At 46.5% G+C, this 16,400-nt stretch carries 16 protein-coding genes, 1 rRNA gene and 1 other RNA gene; 1 reads left to right on the top strand and 17 read right to left on the bottom strand.

Going from position 1 to position 16,400, the window contains the following annotated elements; genetic code table 11:
• From M1K58_RS20165 to rpoE, 17 genes are all read right to left on the bottom strand, one after another.
• Positions 1–116 (bottom strand): 16S ribosomal RNA (locus M1K58_RS20165); the annotation flags it as partial.
• Positions 117–503: 387 nt separating this feature from the next.
• Complete coding sequence (locus M1K58_RS20160; protein ID WP_256760669.1) at positions 504–770, bottom strand: pro-sigmaK processing inhibitor BofA family protein; 267 nt, start codon at positions 768–770, stop codon at positions 504–506.
• Positions 767–1,024 carry a DUF2508 family protein gene (locus tag M1K58_RS20155; RefSeq protein ID WP_256760668.1) on the bottom strand — a complete coding sequence of 86 codons (258 nt, stop codon included), beginning with the start codon at positions 1,022–1,024 and terminating at the stop codon, positions 767–769. The genes M1K58_RS20160 and M1K58_RS20155 overlap by 4 nt, the downstream gene beginning before the upstream one ends.
• 148 nt (positions 1,025–1,172) lie before the next feature.
• Positions 1,173–1,772 carry a recombination mediator RecR gene (recR, locus tag M1K58_RS20150; protein WP_256760667.1) on the bottom strand — a complete coding sequence of 200 codons (600 nt, stop codon included), beginning with the start codon at positions 1,770–1,772 and terminating at the stop codon, positions 1,173–1,175.
• A gap of 18 nt (positions 1,773–1,790) precedes the next feature.
• Complete coding sequence (locus M1K58_RS20145) at positions 1,791–2,102, bottom strand: YbaB/EbfC family nucleoid-associated protein (protein ID WP_256760666.1); 312 nt, start codon at positions 2,100–2,102, stop codon at positions 1,791–1,793.
• An 80-nt stretch (positions 2,103–2,182) separates the two neighbouring features.
• On the bottom strand, positions 2,183–3,973 hold the full coding sequence (dnaX, locus tag M1K58_RS20140) for a DNA polymerase III subunit gamma/tau (protein WP_256760665.1): 1,791 nt from the start codon (positions 3,971–3,973) through the stop codon (positions 2,183–2,185).
• Positions 3,974–4,009: 36 nt separating this feature from the next.
• Entirely contained in the window at positions 4,010–5,176 is a 1,167-nt protein-coding gene (locus tag M1K58_RS20135; RefSeq protein WP_256760664.1) for a two-component system sensor histidine kinase NtrB, read from the bottom strand.
• 192 nt (positions 5,177–5,368) lie between these two features.
• Positions 5,369–5,634, bottom strand: an RNA gene (gene ffs / locus M1K58_RS20130) — signal recognition particle sRNA large type.
• A 71-nt stretch (positions 5,635–5,705) separates the two neighbouring features.
• Positions 5,706–6,110 carry a hypothetical protein gene (locus M1K58_RS20125; protein WP_256760663.1) on the bottom strand — a complete coding sequence of 135 codons (405 nt, stop codon included), beginning with the start codon at positions 6,108–6,110 and terminating at the stop codon, positions 5,706–5,708.
• Positions 6,111–6,270: 160 nt separating this feature from the next.
• Positions 6,271–6,468, bottom strand: coding sequence for a 50S ribosomal protein L31 (gene rpmE, locus M1K58_RS20120; protein ID WP_120979354.1), 198 nt, complete (start codon positions 6,466–6,468; stop codon positions 6,271–6,273).
• A gap of 123 nt (positions 6,469–6,591) precedes the next feature.
• The gene (locus tag M1K58_RS20115) at positions 6,592–7,836 is read right to left on the bottom strand and encodes a radical SAM family protein (RefSeq protein WP_256760662.1); all 1,245 of its coding nucleotides are present in this window, start codon (positions 7,834–7,836) and stop codon (positions 6,592–6,594) included.
• 18 nt (positions 7,837–7,854) lie between these two features.
• Complete coding sequence (gene rho / locus M1K58_RS20110; protein ID WP_256760685.1) at positions 7,855–9,162, bottom strand: transcription termination factor Rho; 1,308 nt, start codon at positions 9,160–9,162, stop codon at positions 7,855–7,857.
• A 51-nt stretch (positions 9,163–9,213) separates the two neighbouring features.
• Positions 9,214–10,464: a UDP-N-acetylglucosamine 1-carboxyvinyltransferase gene (locus M1K58_RS20105; RefSeq protein WP_256760661.1), complete on the bottom strand. Its 1,251-nt coding sequence runs from the start codon at positions 10,462–10,464 to the stop codon at positions 9,214–9,216.
• 116 nt (positions 10,465–10,580) lie between these two features.
• The gene (gene fba / locus M1K58_RS20100) at positions 10,581–11,435 is read right to left on the bottom strand and encodes a class II fructose-1,6-bisphosphate aldolase (RefSeq protein WP_256760660.1); all 855 of its coding nucleotides are present in this window, start codon (positions 11,433–11,435) and stop codon (positions 10,581–10,583) included.
• 137 nt (positions 11,436–11,572) lie between these two features.
• A complete protein-coding gene (locus M1K58_RS20095) occupies positions 11,573–11,971 on the bottom strand; it encodes a response regulator (protein ID WP_256760659.1) in 399 nt (132 codons plus the stop codon).
• A gap of 212 nt (positions 11,972–12,183) precedes the next feature.
• Positions 12,184–13,788 carry a CTP synthase gene (locus tag M1K58_RS20090; protein WP_256760658.1) on the bottom strand — a complete coding sequence of 535 codons (1,605 nt, stop codon included), beginning with the start codon at positions 13,786–13,788 and terminating at the stop codon, positions 12,184–12,186.
• Between the two features lie 363 nt (positions 13,789–14,151).
• Complete coding sequence (gene rpoE, locus M1K58_RS20085) at positions 14,152–14,730, bottom strand: DNA-directed RNA polymerase subunit delta (protein ID WP_256760657.1); 579 nt, start codon at positions 14,728–14,730, stop codon at positions 14,152–14,154.
• A 532-nt stretch (positions 14,731–15,262) separates the two neighbouring features.
• Between rpoE and M1K58_RS20080 the strand changes: the two genes are divergently transcribed.
• The gene (locus M1K58_RS20080) at positions 15,263–16,399 is read left to right on the top strand and encodes a S8 family peptidase (protein ID WP_256760656.1); all 1,137 of its coding nucleotides are present in this window, start codon (positions 15,263–15,265) and stop codon (positions 16,397–16,399) included.
• Position 16,400: the final 1 nt, after the last annotated feature.

The following is a 16,400-nucleotide window of genomic DNA, read 5'->3' as shown; positions in this document are numbered from 1 at the left end:
TCACCCGTCCGCCACTAACCTCATCAGGAGCAAGCTCCATCAGAGATTCGTTCGACTTGCATGTATTAGGCACGCCGCCAGCGTTCGTCCTGAGCCAGGATCAAACTCTCCATAATAGTGAAGCCGAAGCTTCGTATTAAAGAGCCTTGAAGGCTCAATCTTTACAACTGGTTTGTCCTCCGACAGCCGAAGCCATCTTCCGACGTTTTGTTCGTTTTCTTACGCTCGATGTTCAGTTTTCAAAGAACAATTTGTGTTTCGTTTTGCGCTCGTTGGCTTTTAGCGTTTCTTGTCGTTCTCGCTAACGGCGACTTTTATAATATACCACAGCGCTCATATGAATTGCAACAAGTATTTTCTTCCAATTCGTTATGTTCTTCGTAAGCGGTTAGGCTTGTCTAAGAGGCGCGAGATATAATGTATCATATCCGAAAGCATCTCGTCAACCTATACATTCATATTTTTATTGAGTATCAAAAAAGCACCCGCTTCAGCAGGCACTTTCAAGCGAGAAGAGTCCATTGCAAGCCCATGACTAGCCCAATACCCGGCAGTCCCAACAAAGCCACAGTGCCAATCGTAAAGGGATTAAGCGGAACATACCCTCCAGTCACCCATCCCGAGAAGTTTAATGCGTATAATGCCATAGCCGCCACTATAAGATGAACACTGAAACGCATCAACCAACCTTTAGGCACGTTTTGCCTCAATAGAACAACCCCAAGTGATACCCCTGAAACAACAAGTAGGACGAGCCAGAATGTTTTCATACCGAAACCCCATCTTCCTTATAGACGGCCGAGTGCTTCCACTGCAGCTTCGCTTGCTTGAGTAAAATCCCTAGTTTCATTTCCGCTGCCTCCAAGCAATAGATCGCATAATCCACGTGATCATCCCCAAGAGCATGATGGAATCTCCATTCCGCAAGCTTCCATTCCAGTTCCGCTTTGCGTATATCCGCAATAAGCACTTGACGCTCATTAGATTGTATCAAGTCTTGTTCACGCTTCTTCTTCCATTGCATAACTATCCCTCCCGCGTCATTACACGGTACCGCCCCAGAAGGACAACCCACTACTATTTCTATACACAGATTGGTTCTATTAGAACAAATGAGTACACAACGCAAAAAAAAAGACGCCCGAAGGCGCCTTACGTAATCGAATATGATCCTAATAGAGCTCCCTACGACCTTCCAAAGCTTTGGAGATCGTAACCTCGTCCGCATATTCCAAATCTCCACCAACTGGCAGCCCGTGCGCGATACGAGTAACCTTAATTCCGAACGGCTTCACCAACCGCGATAAATACATCGCCGTTGCCTCACCTTCTATATTAGGGTTCGTAGCCAAGATGAGCTCTTGGACTGTATCATCTCCGAGTCTTCTTACGAGTTCGGCAACCCGAATATCATCAGGCCCCAAGCCGTCCATTGGCGAAATCGCTCCGTTCAACACATGGTAATGACCCTTGAACTCGCGGGTTCTCTCCATGGCTACGAGGTCCTTAGGCTCCTGAACCACACAGATCACGGAAACGTCCCTCGATTTGTCTGAACAAATCCGGCAAGGGTCCGTATCCGTAATATTACAGCAGACGGTGCAATAGGTTAAATTCCGTTTAACATTTACAAGTGCCTTTGCGAAATCAATGACTTCTTCTTCCTTCATTCGCAAGACGTAGAAAGCCAGTCTAGCAGCCGTCTTTGGCCCAATGCCCGGAAGGCGGGAGAAAGAGTCAATTAGCTTCGCAATCGGTTCTGGATAAAACAAGGCTCTAGTCTCCTCTAATTAGAACAATCCTGGGATCTTCATGCCCCCAGTATATTTACCCATATCCTGGTTCGCGATCTCGTCAGCTTTGGATAACGCATCGTTTACTGCGGTTAACACAAGATCCTGTAGCATTTCAACATCTTCCGGATCAACAGCTTCTGGTTTAATCTTAATGTCGAGCAGTTTTTTATGACCGTTAATAGATACGGTTACGACACCGCCACCCGCAGTTCCTTCAATTGTTTTAGTGCCCAATTCCTCTTGTGCCTTCATCATTTGCTCCTGCATCTTCTTCACTTGCTTCATCATTTGATTCATGTTGTTCATTGTTATTAGCCTCCTAAAAAGTGTGTAATAGATGTAATGGTCATACCAGCAACCGAGAAAACTCAATTTAGCAGCATTCGCTAGTCATCTTTAATCGTGACTAATTGTTCTCCAAACAGGCGAACAGCCTCATCAATCCAAGGCTCACTCTTCCCCTCATGCTCATCATCCGGCACGAGAAGTAACTCCTCACCCACCGCTTGCTCAGTGGACTTTCCAGTACTCTCCGCCAACGCTTCCTGCCATTCTTTTTGCATGAAGGTGATGAGTTGAGTCGGATTCCCGAAAATAGAGCTTAGAACCCCTTCGATAACCCCTTTGTTAGCAGGCCTCTCCGTCGTTTCGCGATGAATGGTATTCCGGAACGCTACTGCCATTGTGTTCTCTGCGAAGGAGACGGGTTCTCCATCCACTAACCAAGCGTGAACGGTTACCCTTTCCTCCTTCACTCGCTGGAGAATTTGCGGCCACTTCGCCAACGATTGTCCCGCAGCTCCGTGCGCCTCAACAAAGGCATTCAGCTTCGTGCGAGATACGACCGATGGTCGTGGAGAGCTAGTCGCCCCTCCGCTTCCGCTCCCACGAGCATTAGAGTTTCCACCACCACTTGAAGTCGGGAATGCCCCTCCAGAAGTGGGTGCCCCCCCTCCACTCTTCAATGCCCCTAGCTTACTCTCTAAAGCAGCGATTTGCTGCTTTAACTGCGTAAGCTCACCACGGCTCACACCCGATTCCGCAGAGCTCATAGCTGCACTGGAGGCAGCTTGAGCAGCTGACGATGCAGTTGGATTGTCCGAGCATAGCTTTAACAAAGCAATCTCGAACATCGTTTGTGGGTGTGCCGCGTATTTCATTTCACTCTGATAACGGTTTAACAAGTCTATGATAGCAAATAACCGCTCTCGGGAAAATCCACCAGACATTTCTTTAAGCTCAGCCGGATTTGCGATACGCCCCGATGAATCCCCAGCGTCTGGCGCTAATTGCGCTAACAACAAATCTCGGAAGTAGTGCATAAGCTGCTCTAAGCATTTGTCCGCACTTTTACCCGCTTTCATCATCTCATCAATCTCAAGTAGCACCTTAGAAGCATCGTTCTCGCGAATTGCGATGGCTAGCCTAGCAAATTGCTCCGATGGTAACCCACCGGTCGCTTCGGTCGCCTGCTCTAAGGTAACTTGACCACCCGTGAAGGACGAAATCTGATCCAACAAGCTTAAAGCGTCACGCATTCCACCGTCGGATAATCGAGCAATGTATCGAAGTGCTTCTTCTTCTGCTGTGATTTGCTCTTCTGTACATATTTCCCGAAGACGACCTACTTGTTCTTCTAATGAAACACGACGAAAGTCAAAGCGTTGGCAACGAGAGATAATTGTCGGCGGCAGCTTGTGAGGCTCTGTTGTTGCCAAAATGAACATAACGTGACTAGGGGGCTCTTCCAATGTCTTTAATAGCGCATTAAAGGCTTCTGTCGTCAGCATGTGCACTTCATCAATAATATACACCTTGCGCCGCACTTCTGTCGGCGAGTATTTCACTTTATCGCGAATATCACGAATCTCTTCTACCCCACGGTTGGATGCAGCATCGATCTCGACGACATCCATCACTGAGCCACTCGTGATCCGCTCACACTGAGAGCATTGATTACATGGCTCAGGCGTTGGACCATGCTCACAGTTAACCGCTTTGGCTAGTATTTTCGCTGCGCTTGTTTTCCCCGTTCCTCTTGGTCCACTAAATAAATAGGCGTGGGAAAGACGGTTTTCGCGAATTGCGTTTTGTAGGGTCTGTACAATATGTTGCTGCCCGACCATGTCCTTGAACGTCTGGGGACGCCAGGCCCGGTACAAAGCAAGATGTGCCATTTGCTTGTCGCTCCCGTCAGCTTACCGTTTCAACCATTATACATCATCAGAAGACCGCGCTCCACCGCCCTCATACAATTCTCGCTCCACTTTCTCGGCATAGGGCAACCACACTGTGAATTTAGTTCCACTCTTACTAGAAGATACTTCAATACTTCCATTTAGGTCATGAATAATTTTCATACAGACGGACAGGCCCAGTCCAGTCCCTTGCGGCTTCGTTGTAAAAAAAGGATTAAATACTTGCTTTAAGTCATCCGCCGAAATTCCCGTTCCCGTGTCGCATATTTCAACCACAATCCCATTTGCCTTGTTGGGATCATAACACTCCCGAATTATTAATGTCCCTCCCTCGGTCATGGCTTCAATCGCATTTTTTGCCAAGTTTAGAAATATCTGCTTCAGCATCCCCCGATCCGCCAAAACCGGATACAGCATCGGTTCGGGATAGTATTGGAGAGATACATTATGAAGCAGCGACTCACTTTGTATCATTGGCAAAATTTCCTGCAGCACACGCCCAATTCCAATCGACACCTTATCGATCCCCTTGGGCTTACTGAGCAAGAGAAATTCACTCACTAAATCATTTACTCTTTCAAGCTCTAACAGCATAATACTTATAAATTCCTGTTCCTTACTCATACTTCGTTCCATCAATTTTTTATTCAGTAGCTGCATGAAGCCTTTGATCGCCGTTAATGGATTACGTATTTCATGTGCGGTACCCGCCGCAATCTCCCCAATCGTTTTCAACCGGTCCGAATTTCTCATTTGTTCATCCATGACCATTAAATGTGATACATCTCTGAACAAGACAAAAGCTCCAACCACTTCACCGTTACCCCTAAGCACTTCACCATCCATCATAAGTTTATAGCTTGCCTTATCCACCTTCCAATTCAAGACCCGATTGCGGAATGTCCCTCCCTCTAACAAACTGCGGTCAAACGGCTCAGGATGCAATGAAATCGATTCAAACCAGTTCTCTATAGGCTTATCTATGATGTCGATTCGGCTGCAGCCGAACATTGAACAAATCATTTCGCTAATTTCTACGATGTTAAAATCCGAATCCACCAGAAGAACTCCTACACCCTCTAACGACAGAAAGTGATTTGCAAACTGCCGTATGAAAAGCTCTCGTTTCTTCAGATTCGATCCTACGGAATTATCTTCCGCAAGCAAAACCAGTTCATCCATGTTTTGTATTCACCTCCGGTCAACAGGCCAATCCAATTGTAAATATTCGGTATTTCAATTTAATTCCCTCCTCAAGACCTATGACAGTAGTCGTATTTTCTGTATAGAACATAAAAAAAGAAGCATCTTGGCCATTTGAGCCAAGATGCTTCCTATCACACTATTTAAGAATTATTCATTTACTTAGTAGGACCGTGCACCTGATTTCGATAATTGTGATCCAGCCGTATAGGAATGCGTCGCTCAAGCCGAGCTACCCTCCAACACAAGAACTAAACCACTTATGGCTGCTTCCTTCCGGACCTGACCGGGTTCATGGCCGTCCCTCGCGAAGGACCCTGCCGTCAACACGGCACGAAACCTACCGGAACCTGCATCACAAAACCTAAAACAGGAATTCAACCTCGCTGGAGCGGATTGCGAGTTACAGGGCACCGCTACCTCCCCGTCTAGCACGGCAAAACTAAGTATAGCGAATTGTGAAGCGAAGTGCAACCGAAGGAAGCAATTCCCTTGCCACAAATCTTAATTATTTCATTGATTTGACATGAATTGTGTACTGAGGATAATTAAATCGCAGTACAGTTGCAGCCTGCTGCTCCACTGTCGGAATTTCATTCGCCTTCAAGCCAGAATTGAGCTTGATCGTCACATAAGCGTTTGCACCATTAAAGGTAACGTTAGAATCAGCGACTCCAGGAACATTCTTGATCGACTGCTTCATTGAAGAAATATCCGATTTGTAATTCGTCACCATGTGATGTCCAGGAAGACTTGGGTTGCTGTTCGACATTCCTAGATAACCGTCATTCCCATAACTATTTGTCTTAAATCCGTTCGAATTTGTCTTAACCTTATTCCCGCAACCGGAAATGACCATCAGCATGCATATTGCCACAACCGTAATCAATCCTATTTTCCAATTCTTCTGCACGAAAAAAACCTCCCTTTTATCCAGTAGGATTTCAAGGAAGGTCTATCTCTATACGGCAAACTTTTTGATGACAACCAAAGACGTCGAACGACGCTGTTTATCAGCTGCATAATTTATGACAACCGAGCGAGTCGATCGACGCTGGCTATCGATTGCATAATTAGATACCGTATTTTTTCTTAAACTTGTCAACACGACCGCCTGCATCGATAAACTTCTGTTTACCTGTGTAGAACGGGTGGCAAGCTGAACAAATTTCTACTTTAAGATTCGATTTGATCGAACCTGTTTCGAAAGTGTTTCCGCAAGCGCAAGATGCCGTAATCACATTGTATTGTGGATGAATGGATGGTTTCAAATGGTTCACCTTCTTTCTGCCCTGAATCAACATGTGGATCCAGAGTAATAAACACATGATGGGATTATAGCACGCATCAATAACCAATGACAAGTTTATTTAAATGGGATCTTAATGATCTCACTACACTGTCGGAGGAACATGCGTATAAGAACCGATAACCACATCCGGAAGCTCCTGCTTGTAGATTTCAAGCAGTGTCTTCATCCCGTATATTTCACCTTTAGCAGGCGGAATAAGGGATAAATAAGCATCAGGGTCGATATTCAAGTTGCGCATTTGAATGAGCTTCAAGCCGGTTCTGCGAGCAAAACCGATCATCGCCTCAATCTCTTCCTCACGATCCGTCACGCCAGGGAAAATCAAGTAATTAATCGAAGTATATACACCTTTGTCAGTTGCATACTTCAATGATTTCTCTACGTTCTGGAGCGTGTAGCCTCGCGGCTTGTAGTAAGCATTGTAGTGCTCGTCGATCGCACTAATGGTGCTTACCCGCATCAAGTCCAGTCCAGCGTCGGTAATGGCCCGCATATGATCAGACAAGCCCGCGTTCGTATTGATGTTAATGTAGCCTAAAGAAGTTTTCTCGCGCACCCGCTTGATTGCTTCTATGATTGTTTTCGCTTGTGTGGATGGTTCACCTTCACAGCCCTGCCCGAAACTAATAATTGAAGTAGGCTCCGTTAAGTGCTCAAGCATGATATCCACGACATCGTCGACATTAGGCTTAAACTTCAGACGAGTTTGCGGAGCAACAAATCCGCTATCATCAGGCTGCTCCGAAATGCAGCCATAACAGCCAGCATTACAAGAGAAGGAAACCGGAACCGCCCCCTCCATACGCTGCAGGAATGTATTAGAAGCTGTTAGACATTCATATTCCAAGGCGCAATGAGAAAGATGCTTATATAGATTATTGTCCGGATAAGTCTTAAGAAGTCGATCGACTTGAATTTCCAAGTCGGCACGATCACAATTCTCAGGATTCCACGGTTCTGGGTCGTCACTCTGTCCGGCTGCTACATAGAAGCCACCGTCTTTCCATACGACTGCCGTATATCCAAACAACGGGAACTTCTGGGACTTATCTGTTTTCGAGTAACCCGGTACGTAATAACGTGTGAAGCCTTGTGGCAACAGAGCTCCTACAGCCTGATAAGCGCCAGGAAGAACCTGCATCTTACCACTAGCGGGATCCATCCCGACCGGTCGGGTGTAGGGTAGCCCAACTAATGTTGCCCCTGCGGGCAATGGAATAAGCTCATCCTCAAGCAATTCTACGAGGTCATTGCCACTACGGGCAATTCCAAATAGCGTTGGATGATCAAATACATTACCTTGTTCGTCTGCGTATACTAGATGCATAAGCTTGGCCCTCCTCCATTAAGTGGAGCTGCTTCGCGGCGAGCGGCGTCCTCCGCTGGAGCTTGACGATGGGCTAGGCGAACTCGGAGCCCCGCTAGTATCCAGCATATCCAAAAATTCTTGGTTTGTTTTCGTATTCGAAAGCTTCTTCAGGAAGCCTTCCACGAATTCCATAGAGTCGTTCATACTCTTCCGAATCGCCCACAGCTTGTCGAGCGCTTCCTTATCAAGCAGCAATTCTTCTCGTCTAGTACCCGATCGTCTTATGTCCAAAGCAGGGAAAATACGGCGTTCCGAAAGCTTGCGATCAAGATGCAGCTCCATATTACCCGTTCCCTTAAACTCTTCATAAATAATGTCATCCATACGTGATCCTGTTTCCACTAGAGCGGTCGCTAGAATGGTCAGGCTTCCACCCTCTTCGATGTTCCGTGCCGAACCAAAAAAACGCTTCGGACGATGGAAGGCAGCAGGATCAATCCCCCCGGATAACGTACGCCCTGAAGGTGGAACGACCAAATTATAGGCGCGCGCTAATCTCGTGATACTATCCAACAAAATCACGACATCACGTTTGTGCTCGACAAGCCGCAATGCACGCTCCAATACCAACTCAGCAACCTTGATATGGTTTTCTGGAACCTCATCAAAAGTAGACGCAATAACCTCGCCCTTAACCGAACGTTGCATATCCGTAACTTCCTCTGGACGTTCGTCAATAAGAAGCACGAATAAGTCAATTTCCGGATGATTGATCGCTATGCTGTTGGCAATCTCTTTAAGCAGTAACGTTTTCCCTGCTTTAGGTTGAGCAACGATCAATCCGCGTTGGCCTAATCCGACGGGTGCAATAAGATCCATAATGCGAGTGGATAAATGAGTAGGAGACGTTTCAAGCTTGATCTTCTTCTGTGGATACAGAGGGGTTAGCGCGGGAAAATGGAGACGTTCTGCAGCAGTTTCTGGAGTAACACCATTAACAGCATTTACCTGAAGGAGTCCGAAATAACGTTCGCTCTCTTTCGGAGCTCGACATTTACCGGAAACAAGATCACCTGTCCGCAAATCAAACTTACGAATCTGCGAAGCCGAGATATAAATATCTTCAGCACTTGGTAAGTAGTTAATCGGTCGTAGAAATCCGAACCCTTCCGGTAAAACCTCTAGAACGCCTTCCATGAACATTAATCCACTGCGCTCCGCTTGTGCGCGCAGGATCGCGATGATGAGTTCCTTCTTCTTCATCTGCGCGTAATTATTGATTTGGTGCTGCTTGGCCAGCTTATACAGCTCGGTCAACTTCAGCCCTTCCAAATCGGCCATCATTAAATCGGTCAATTGAATCCCCACTTTTATTCAGAAATCAACAACGAACTTCTAGCCTTGCCGCCACACTTCTGCGCCCAGGTTACTGAGCTGTGTCACTAGACGATCATAACCTCGATCAATGTACTCCACACCGCTAATTTCTGTTGTGCCGTCTTCAACAGTAAGTGCAGCAACAACAAGAGCAGCACCTGCCCGAAGATCAGCAGCTCGTACTTTAGCAGCATTAAGAGGTCCACCTTCAACAATCGCGGAACGACCTTCCACCCGAATTTGTGCGCCCATGCGAGCTAACTCAGGAACGTGCTTAAATCGGTTGTTGTACACGTAGTCCGACAACACACTTACACCGCGAGCTTGAGTAAGCAAGCTGGTCATTGGCGATTGCAGATCCGTGGCAAATCCCGGATAGACTAACGCTTTAACATCTACCGCTTCATAAAGAGATTGGCCAACGACTCTAATTGCTTCATCCATCTCATACACGTGGACACCCATTTCCTGCAGCTTCGCAGTCATGGCTTCTAAATGCTTAGGAATTATATTATCAATAAGGACGTCACCGCGAGTTGCCGCAGCGGCTATCATGTATGTTCCAGCTTGTATGCGATCGGGAATAATAGAATGACGGCAGCCATGCATTTCCTGAACGCCTTCGATCCGAATCGTCTCCGTACCGGCACCTTTGATTTTAGCTCCCATTGCATTCAGCAATGTGGCCACATCGATAATTTCCGGCTCTTTCGCCGCATTCTCAATCAAGGTTATTCCTTTAGCTCTTGATGCTGCCAACATAATATTAATTGTGGCCCCAACACTTACGACATCTAAATAAATTTTGGCGCCTCTTAATTCTTTGGCTCTAATCCGTATGGATCCATGATCATTGGTCACTTCCGCTCCCAATGCTTCGAAACCTTTAATATGCTGATCTATCGGGCGCGGTTCGAAGTTACAACCACCTGGCAAACCAATTGTCGCCTCACCGAATCTCCCTAACAAAGCTCCCATTAAGTAATAGGATGCTCTAAGCAACTTAACTCTTCCATTAGGCATAGGGACCGATCTCATGGCAGACGGATCGATAGTCATCGTGTCCTCATGCCAAGATACTTTGCCCCCAAGCTCCTCTAATAATTCCGCATAAACCGCCACATCGCTAAGCTGAGGAAGGTTGTCCAGCCTCACTTCCGATTCTGCCAGTATTGCTGCGGGAATAAGAGCGACAGCGCTATTCTTCGCGCCGCTAATTCCGACCGTACCTCTTAGCGGTCGGCCTCCCCGGACCATCAATTTTTCCATGAATGCTGTCTTCCTCCTCGTGTTGTTGTCGACAAAATTGATCGACACATGAAGGAACGGGAAAACGCCTAAAGACGTTTTCCCGCGTAAAATTCGATCATAGTTTCTAAGTTGAATTAAGCTTTGTTGCTGCTTCCGAACAGGCGGATTTTCTCCTGAACGACTGCTTTCATTGCGTTACGAGCAGGTGTCAAGTACTTACGCGGATCAATTACGTTAGCATCTTTTGCAAGAACTTCACGAATCGCATTTGTACAAGCAACTTGGTTCTCTGTGTTCACGTTGATTTTACCAGCACCGGATAGAATCGCTTCGCGAATCATATCGTCAGGAACACCGGATCCACCATGAAGAACGATTGGAACTGGGATTTTGGAAACAACTTCTTTAATAATATCAAAGTGAATTTTCACTTCGCCTTTGTACATACCGTGAGCAGTACCAACAGCAATCGCTAAGCAGTCAACGCCAGTTTCTTCATAGAAACGGATCGCTTCTTGTGGGTTAGCAAGGGATGCATCTGCTTCATCAACACTAAGATCGTCTTCGACGCCGCCGATAGTTCCCAGCTCGCCTTCAACAGATACGCCCATTGCATGAGCAGCTTTAACAACTTCTTTAGTCAGACGAATGTTGTCTTCGAAAGAATGGTGCGAGCCATCGAACATAACGGACGAGAAGCCTGCACGGATACATTTCATTGCGATATCAAAATTGCTACCATGGTCCAAGTGCAATGCGATAGGAAGACCGGATTTCTCAGCAGCCGCTTTAGCGATTGCAACCGTATATTCCATACCCATATACTTCAGAGCGCCTTCGCTAACACCAAAGATGAACGGTGAATTTTCTTCAATCGCTGCATCTGTGATTGCTTGTGCGAACTCCAGGTTGTTCATGTTGAATTGGCCAACGGCATATTTACCAGCTTTGGCTTGTGGCAATAATTCGGACATCGATACTAATGGCATAATGTACAATTCCTCCTGCGTTTTCATTCGATTTCTCACGTATCATTCATACTGCGTTATTATAACACAAAATGACTTCACGAAGTAAACCGAACGGATGTTTCCGATCTAAAGGGGATGTTAGAGGTCGTCAGGGATTATGTCCCCGCAGCGAATCGGGATGAGGTTCCGCCCTCTCCCATCTGCATATTTACCGCTAGTCTCATTTCATCAATATCAAACGGCTTAGTAAAATGCATCAACGCGCCTAAATCAGTCGCTTCCTTAATCATGTCCAACTCGCCGTATGCCGTCATCATAATCACTTTAATATCACGATCATATTCCTTAATTTGCTTGAGTATTTCCAACCCATCCATTCCAGGTATCTTCATATCAAGCAATACCAAATCTGGACGATGATTCCTCACGATGTCCAAGGCCGTTCTTCCATTGGCAGCTTGAAAGGTGTCATAGCCCTCCGTGGAAAAAACCTCCAACAGCAATATGCGAATACCGACCTGATCATCAACAATCAGCAATCTTTTCTTGTCCAAATACTCATCTCCCCGAATCACTATGCTAGCTTTATTCGTGACCAGAAGTGTGAATTCCTCCTATTTCCATGTAAAAATTATGTAGGTCATCTTAATTATATACATTTTACACTTTCCGACGATCCGTATACCCTAAATTAAAAACAACCGCCTCGGTATGACTCACCGAGACGGTTGTTATAATTTCATGAATAACACTAAATCAGACGAGACTAGCCCTCAGAACGACGAAGTGCTGCTTTCACAAACTCTCTGAACAATGGTTGTGGACGGTTCGGACGGGAAGTGAATTCCGGATGGAATTGCACAGCCAAGAACCAAGGATGGTCTGGAAGCTCAACCATCTCCACCAAACGCCCATCTGGAGAAGTACCAGAGATAAGCAGACCAGCTGATTCAATTTGCTCACGATACTCATTGTTAAACTCATACCGGTGACGATGACGCTCGTATACGAGCTCATCCCCGTAGCATTGTGCAGCAAGACTTCCTGGAGTGAGCTTACAAGGATATAACCCAAGGCGCATCGTGCCACCAAGATCCTCTATATCCTTCTGCTCGGGCAGAAGATCAATTACAGGATAAGGTGTGGCTGGATAGATTTCAGAGCTGTTTGCCCCATCCATGCCTGCCAGGCTACGCGCATATTCGATAACTGCGACTTGCATACCCAAACAAATACCAAAGAAAGGTGTTCCACTCTCACGAGCGTAACGAATCGCCGTAATTTTACCTTCAATTCCACGATCACCGAAACCACCTGGAACGAGGATACCATGAATGCCGCCGAGTAGCTCGCCTACATTACTTGGAGTGATCTCTTCCGCATTCACCCAACGAATTTTCACTTCCGAGTCCGCATCAATCCCTGCATGTGCAAGAGATTCAACAATACTCAGATAAGCATCGTGCAACGCGACGTATTTGCCGACGATCGCAATTTCCGTTGTTTTCTGCAACGACTTCACGCGTGTCACAAGAGCTTCCCACTCCGTCATGTCCGGTGCACCAACCGATAGGTTCAAGTGCTTAACGACGTAGTCATCCAACCCTTGCTCGCGGAGGTTAAGAGGAACTTCGTACAACGTAGATGCATCTCGGCATTCAACAACCGCATTTGCATCAATGTCGCAGAACAAAGCAATTTTGCGCTTCAAATCCTCAGCAAGTGGATACTCTGTCCGACACACGATCACATTGGGTTGAATCCCGATGCTGCGCAATTCCTTCACGCTATGCTGAGTTGGCTTTGTTTTCACTTCACCAGCAGCTTTAATATAAGGAATTAGCGTAACGTGAATGTACATGACATTGTCACGACCGATGTCACTCTTGATCTGACGAATCGCTTCCAAGAAAGGCAAGCTTTCAATATCACCGACAGTACCGCCGATTTCCGTAATAACTACGTCAGAACCGGCTTCTTTGCCCGCACGAAATACACGCTCTTTAATTTCATTCGTAATATGAGGAATAACTTGGACTGTGCCACCAAGATACTCGCCCCGGCGTTCTTTGCTAATGACCGTTGAGTAAATTTTACCTGAAGTCACGTTGCTGTTCTTGGACAGATTGATATCGATAAAACGCTCATAGTGCCCCAAGTCCAAATCCGTTTCCGCTCCATCATCAGTCACGAACACTTCCCCATGCTGATAAGGACTCATCGTCCCAGGGTCGACATTGATGTATGGATCGAATTTCTGAATGGTTACCTTCAAACCACGATTCTTAAGCAACCGACCTAGTGAAGCAGCTGTAATTCCTTTACCGAGTGATGAAACGACACCACCTGTTACAAAAATATATTTGGTCACCCCGTACGAAACCTCCCACCAAATGCCCTTGCGGCATCCTCATTATCGTTACCATTTTTTTAACTTTACCCTTAGGAAAACAGGGCGAAAATAGAAAAAAGTGTCACCCAATAAATGGGGGCACTTTTAAATTCCTACGCTATGGAAAAACACACTTCTAAAGCCCAAGCATTAGTTTAACGTCTCGAATCAGCGGTGTCAAGCATAAACAGATACCGAATTGTTAGGTAATGTTTAAGTCTGAGACGATTCAGAAAAGGTTCATAAATTGAGACCTTTCTGAATCGTCAAGTAATACGCTTCACTGTGAAGAATTCTAAAAAATGATGCTCGTCTCTTCGTCAAATTAACGAATCAACCCGATCATTTTTCGTCGTCGTCCTCAGCTGCATCGTCATCCTCGTCGTCCTCAAAATCGTCGTCGTCATCTTTCTCGTCGAGTTCTCCTGAGATTTCAGAGTCGTCATCTTCCTCGATAAGAACTTCTTCATCGGCCTCAGCAGCTTCTTCGCCCTCTTCGAACACTTCTTCGCGTTCTTCGTCGAACAGATCAAAGCTCTCATCGTCCGGTGTTGAAGTATCCTCTTCCTCACCATACAGATCGTCATCATCTTCATCGTCATCATCATTGATGATACGAGGACGTTTCGCTCCGCCGTTCATTGGATCATCGGAACGTTCAACTGGGTACCAGCGTTTAAGTCCCCATACGTTACCACCTACACAGGCAAAGCGGCCATCGATGTTGATTTCCGTGTAAAGCTGAGCAATGACATCCGTCACTTGGCTCTCGGATAGACCACGCATCTTGGCAATTTCCATCATCAGATCACGATAGTAAAACGGGGTATTCGCTGATTTCAGCAATTCATATGCCAGATCAACCATTGGCATCTCACGAATTTTCTCGGAGTCGAGTTTCAGCACGTAATCGGCACTCACGTGACTTCCATCCTCTCTGTATGTGAACCATTAAAATCTTCACGTTGATTTGTCAACCTTTAGTAAACCGTATTTCGTATAAAAATGCAAGCTGTTGAAACAGACTTTTCATGAATTTATTTTGACTAAGCACTTACCGATCCCACGTTCCCCTGGAATGGCGGGGTAACGCTTATGTCGGAGACGAATCGGCAACAGATTGCAAATGATCACCTTTCTAATTCAACAGCGAAAAAGCGAAGGCGCGTCCACGTTGGACGGCACCTTCGCTTTTCGACTGTATCCCTTCCCGGCCGCTCCGTGGGCGGAGGAACCGGCATGACCAAGAGTCTCACCGGGAAACTCTCCATTTATCGTATGTCAGAAGCTCAGAATTGCCACGGAACGCCGCCTATTTTCTAGCAAAAAAGGCCACATTCCCAAGCTTTTATTGTACCCCACTCATACAGTAGAGGACACGGCAGAGAGGTACATGGAGAACAACACTCGTTTTACCCCTTTGCCAGCACATTCGTCCGGGAGGGAAGACGTATTGGACGCAAGCGATATCGTGGAGTGGCTCCACAGGTCCCCTTACTCTGCAGAGGAGCTTGGACCAAGGGGGATCATCCGTTTCTTGAATCCCGACGACTACGTTCAATTCCTGCATACCTTACAGGTTAAACGCTCCCGCGGCATTAAGCTCCAAGAAATCCGCCATTTACCCAGCATTCAATCCATATCCTGCCCTTTAGAGCTCCAAGATGTACCCGCCTCATTAAATGGAAAGATGGTATGGGAAGAGGATTGTCTCGTTCAAGTTCACGCTTTATCCGGCGGAGCCATCGTTACCGAGAAGGGGATTCCCTGGGGCGTCAAACATATTCAAGCCCCGCAAGCCTGGAGTCGCACAACAGGTTACCGTGTTAAGGTAGGCGTCATTGATACCGGCGTGGATTTCGGCCACCCTGATTTACGCCACTCTCTGGAGAGAGGCATTAATTTACTCCACAGAATGGCTCTGCCCCAAGACGATAACGGACATGGTACACACATTTCCGGTACAATTGCATCTGCCAATGAGCTTCAAGGCATGATTGGCGTCGCTCCTCGTTCGATGATCTATCCGATCAAAGCGTTCGACCATAACGGATCAGCCTTTGTCTCCGACATTATTCTAGGCATTGAATGGTGCATTCGCAATCAGATGGATGTCGTCAATATGAGCTTCGGGATGAAGACAAAAAGCAAATCACTGCTAAACGCCGTCAACAATGCGTATCGCTCAGGCGTGTTAATCGTTGCTTCTTCTGGAAATGACGGTCGAGTTGGAGACATCGATTATCCCGCACGATATAGCCAAACGATTGCCGTGGGCGCAACCAACCAGCTTAGCCGGATTGCTAAGTTCACCAACCGCAGCGACATGATTGATATTTATGCGCCAGGAGATCGTATTATTTCCGCATGGCTAAGAGGCAAGCATCGCGAGATGAGCGGCACCTCAATGGCCACCTCGCATGTGACGGGTGCAATCGCCTTACTACTCGCCATGAAGCCAGGACTAACACCCGCGCAGATTAAGGACATCATTAAAAGCTCCGCTAAGCCCTTACGAAATAGTAAAGCTCCCCGGACTGCCGGAGAGCTGAATGTAATGCGTATGATTAGAGCCGCAGATCTTCTTTAAT

Source organism: Cohnella sp. WQ 127256, from assembly GCF_024519285.1.
Classification (GTDB): domain Bacteria; phylum Bacillota; class Bacilli; order Paenibacillales; family Paenibacillaceae; genus Cohnella.
Note: the sequence above shows the minus strand (reverse complement) of the source record. Positions and strands in the feature narration are given on the sequence as shown.

Coding starts and splice junctions, on each gene's coding strand:
- M1K58_RS20160 (WP_256760669.1), bottom strand. CDS start 770: ATGAAAACATTCTGGCTCGTCCTACTTGTTGTTTCAGGGGTATCACTT.
- M1K58_RS20155 (WP_256760668.1), bottom strand. CDS start 1,024: ATGCAATGGAAGAAGAAGCGTGAACAAGACTTGATACAATCTAATGAG.
- M1K58_RS20145 (WP_256760666.1), bottom strand. CDS start 2,102: ATGAACAACATGAATCAAATGATGAAGCAAGTGAAGAAGATGCAGGAG.
- dnaX (WP_256760665.1), bottom strand. CDS start 3,973: ATGGCACATCTTGCTTTGTACCGGGCCTGGCGTCCCCAGACGTTCAAG.
- M1K58_RS20135 (WP_256760664.1), bottom strand. CDS start 5,176: ATGGATGAACTGGTTTTGCTTGCGGAAGATAATTCCGTAGGATCGAAT.
- M1K58_RS20115 (WP_256760662.1), bottom strand. CDS start 7,836: ATGCATCTAGTATACGCAGACGAACAAGGTAATGTATTTGATCATCCA.
- rho (WP_256760685.1), bottom strand. CDS start 9,162: ATGATGGCCGATTTGGAAGGGCTGAAGTTGACCGAGCTGTATAAGCTG.
- M1K58_RS20105 (WP_256760661.1), bottom strand. CDS start 10,464: ATGGAAAAATTGATGGTCCGGGGAGGCCGACCGCTAAGAGGTACGGTC.
- fba (WP_256760660.1), bottom strand. CDS start 11,435: ATGCCATTAGTATCGATGTCCGAATTATTGCCACAAGCCAAAGCTGGT.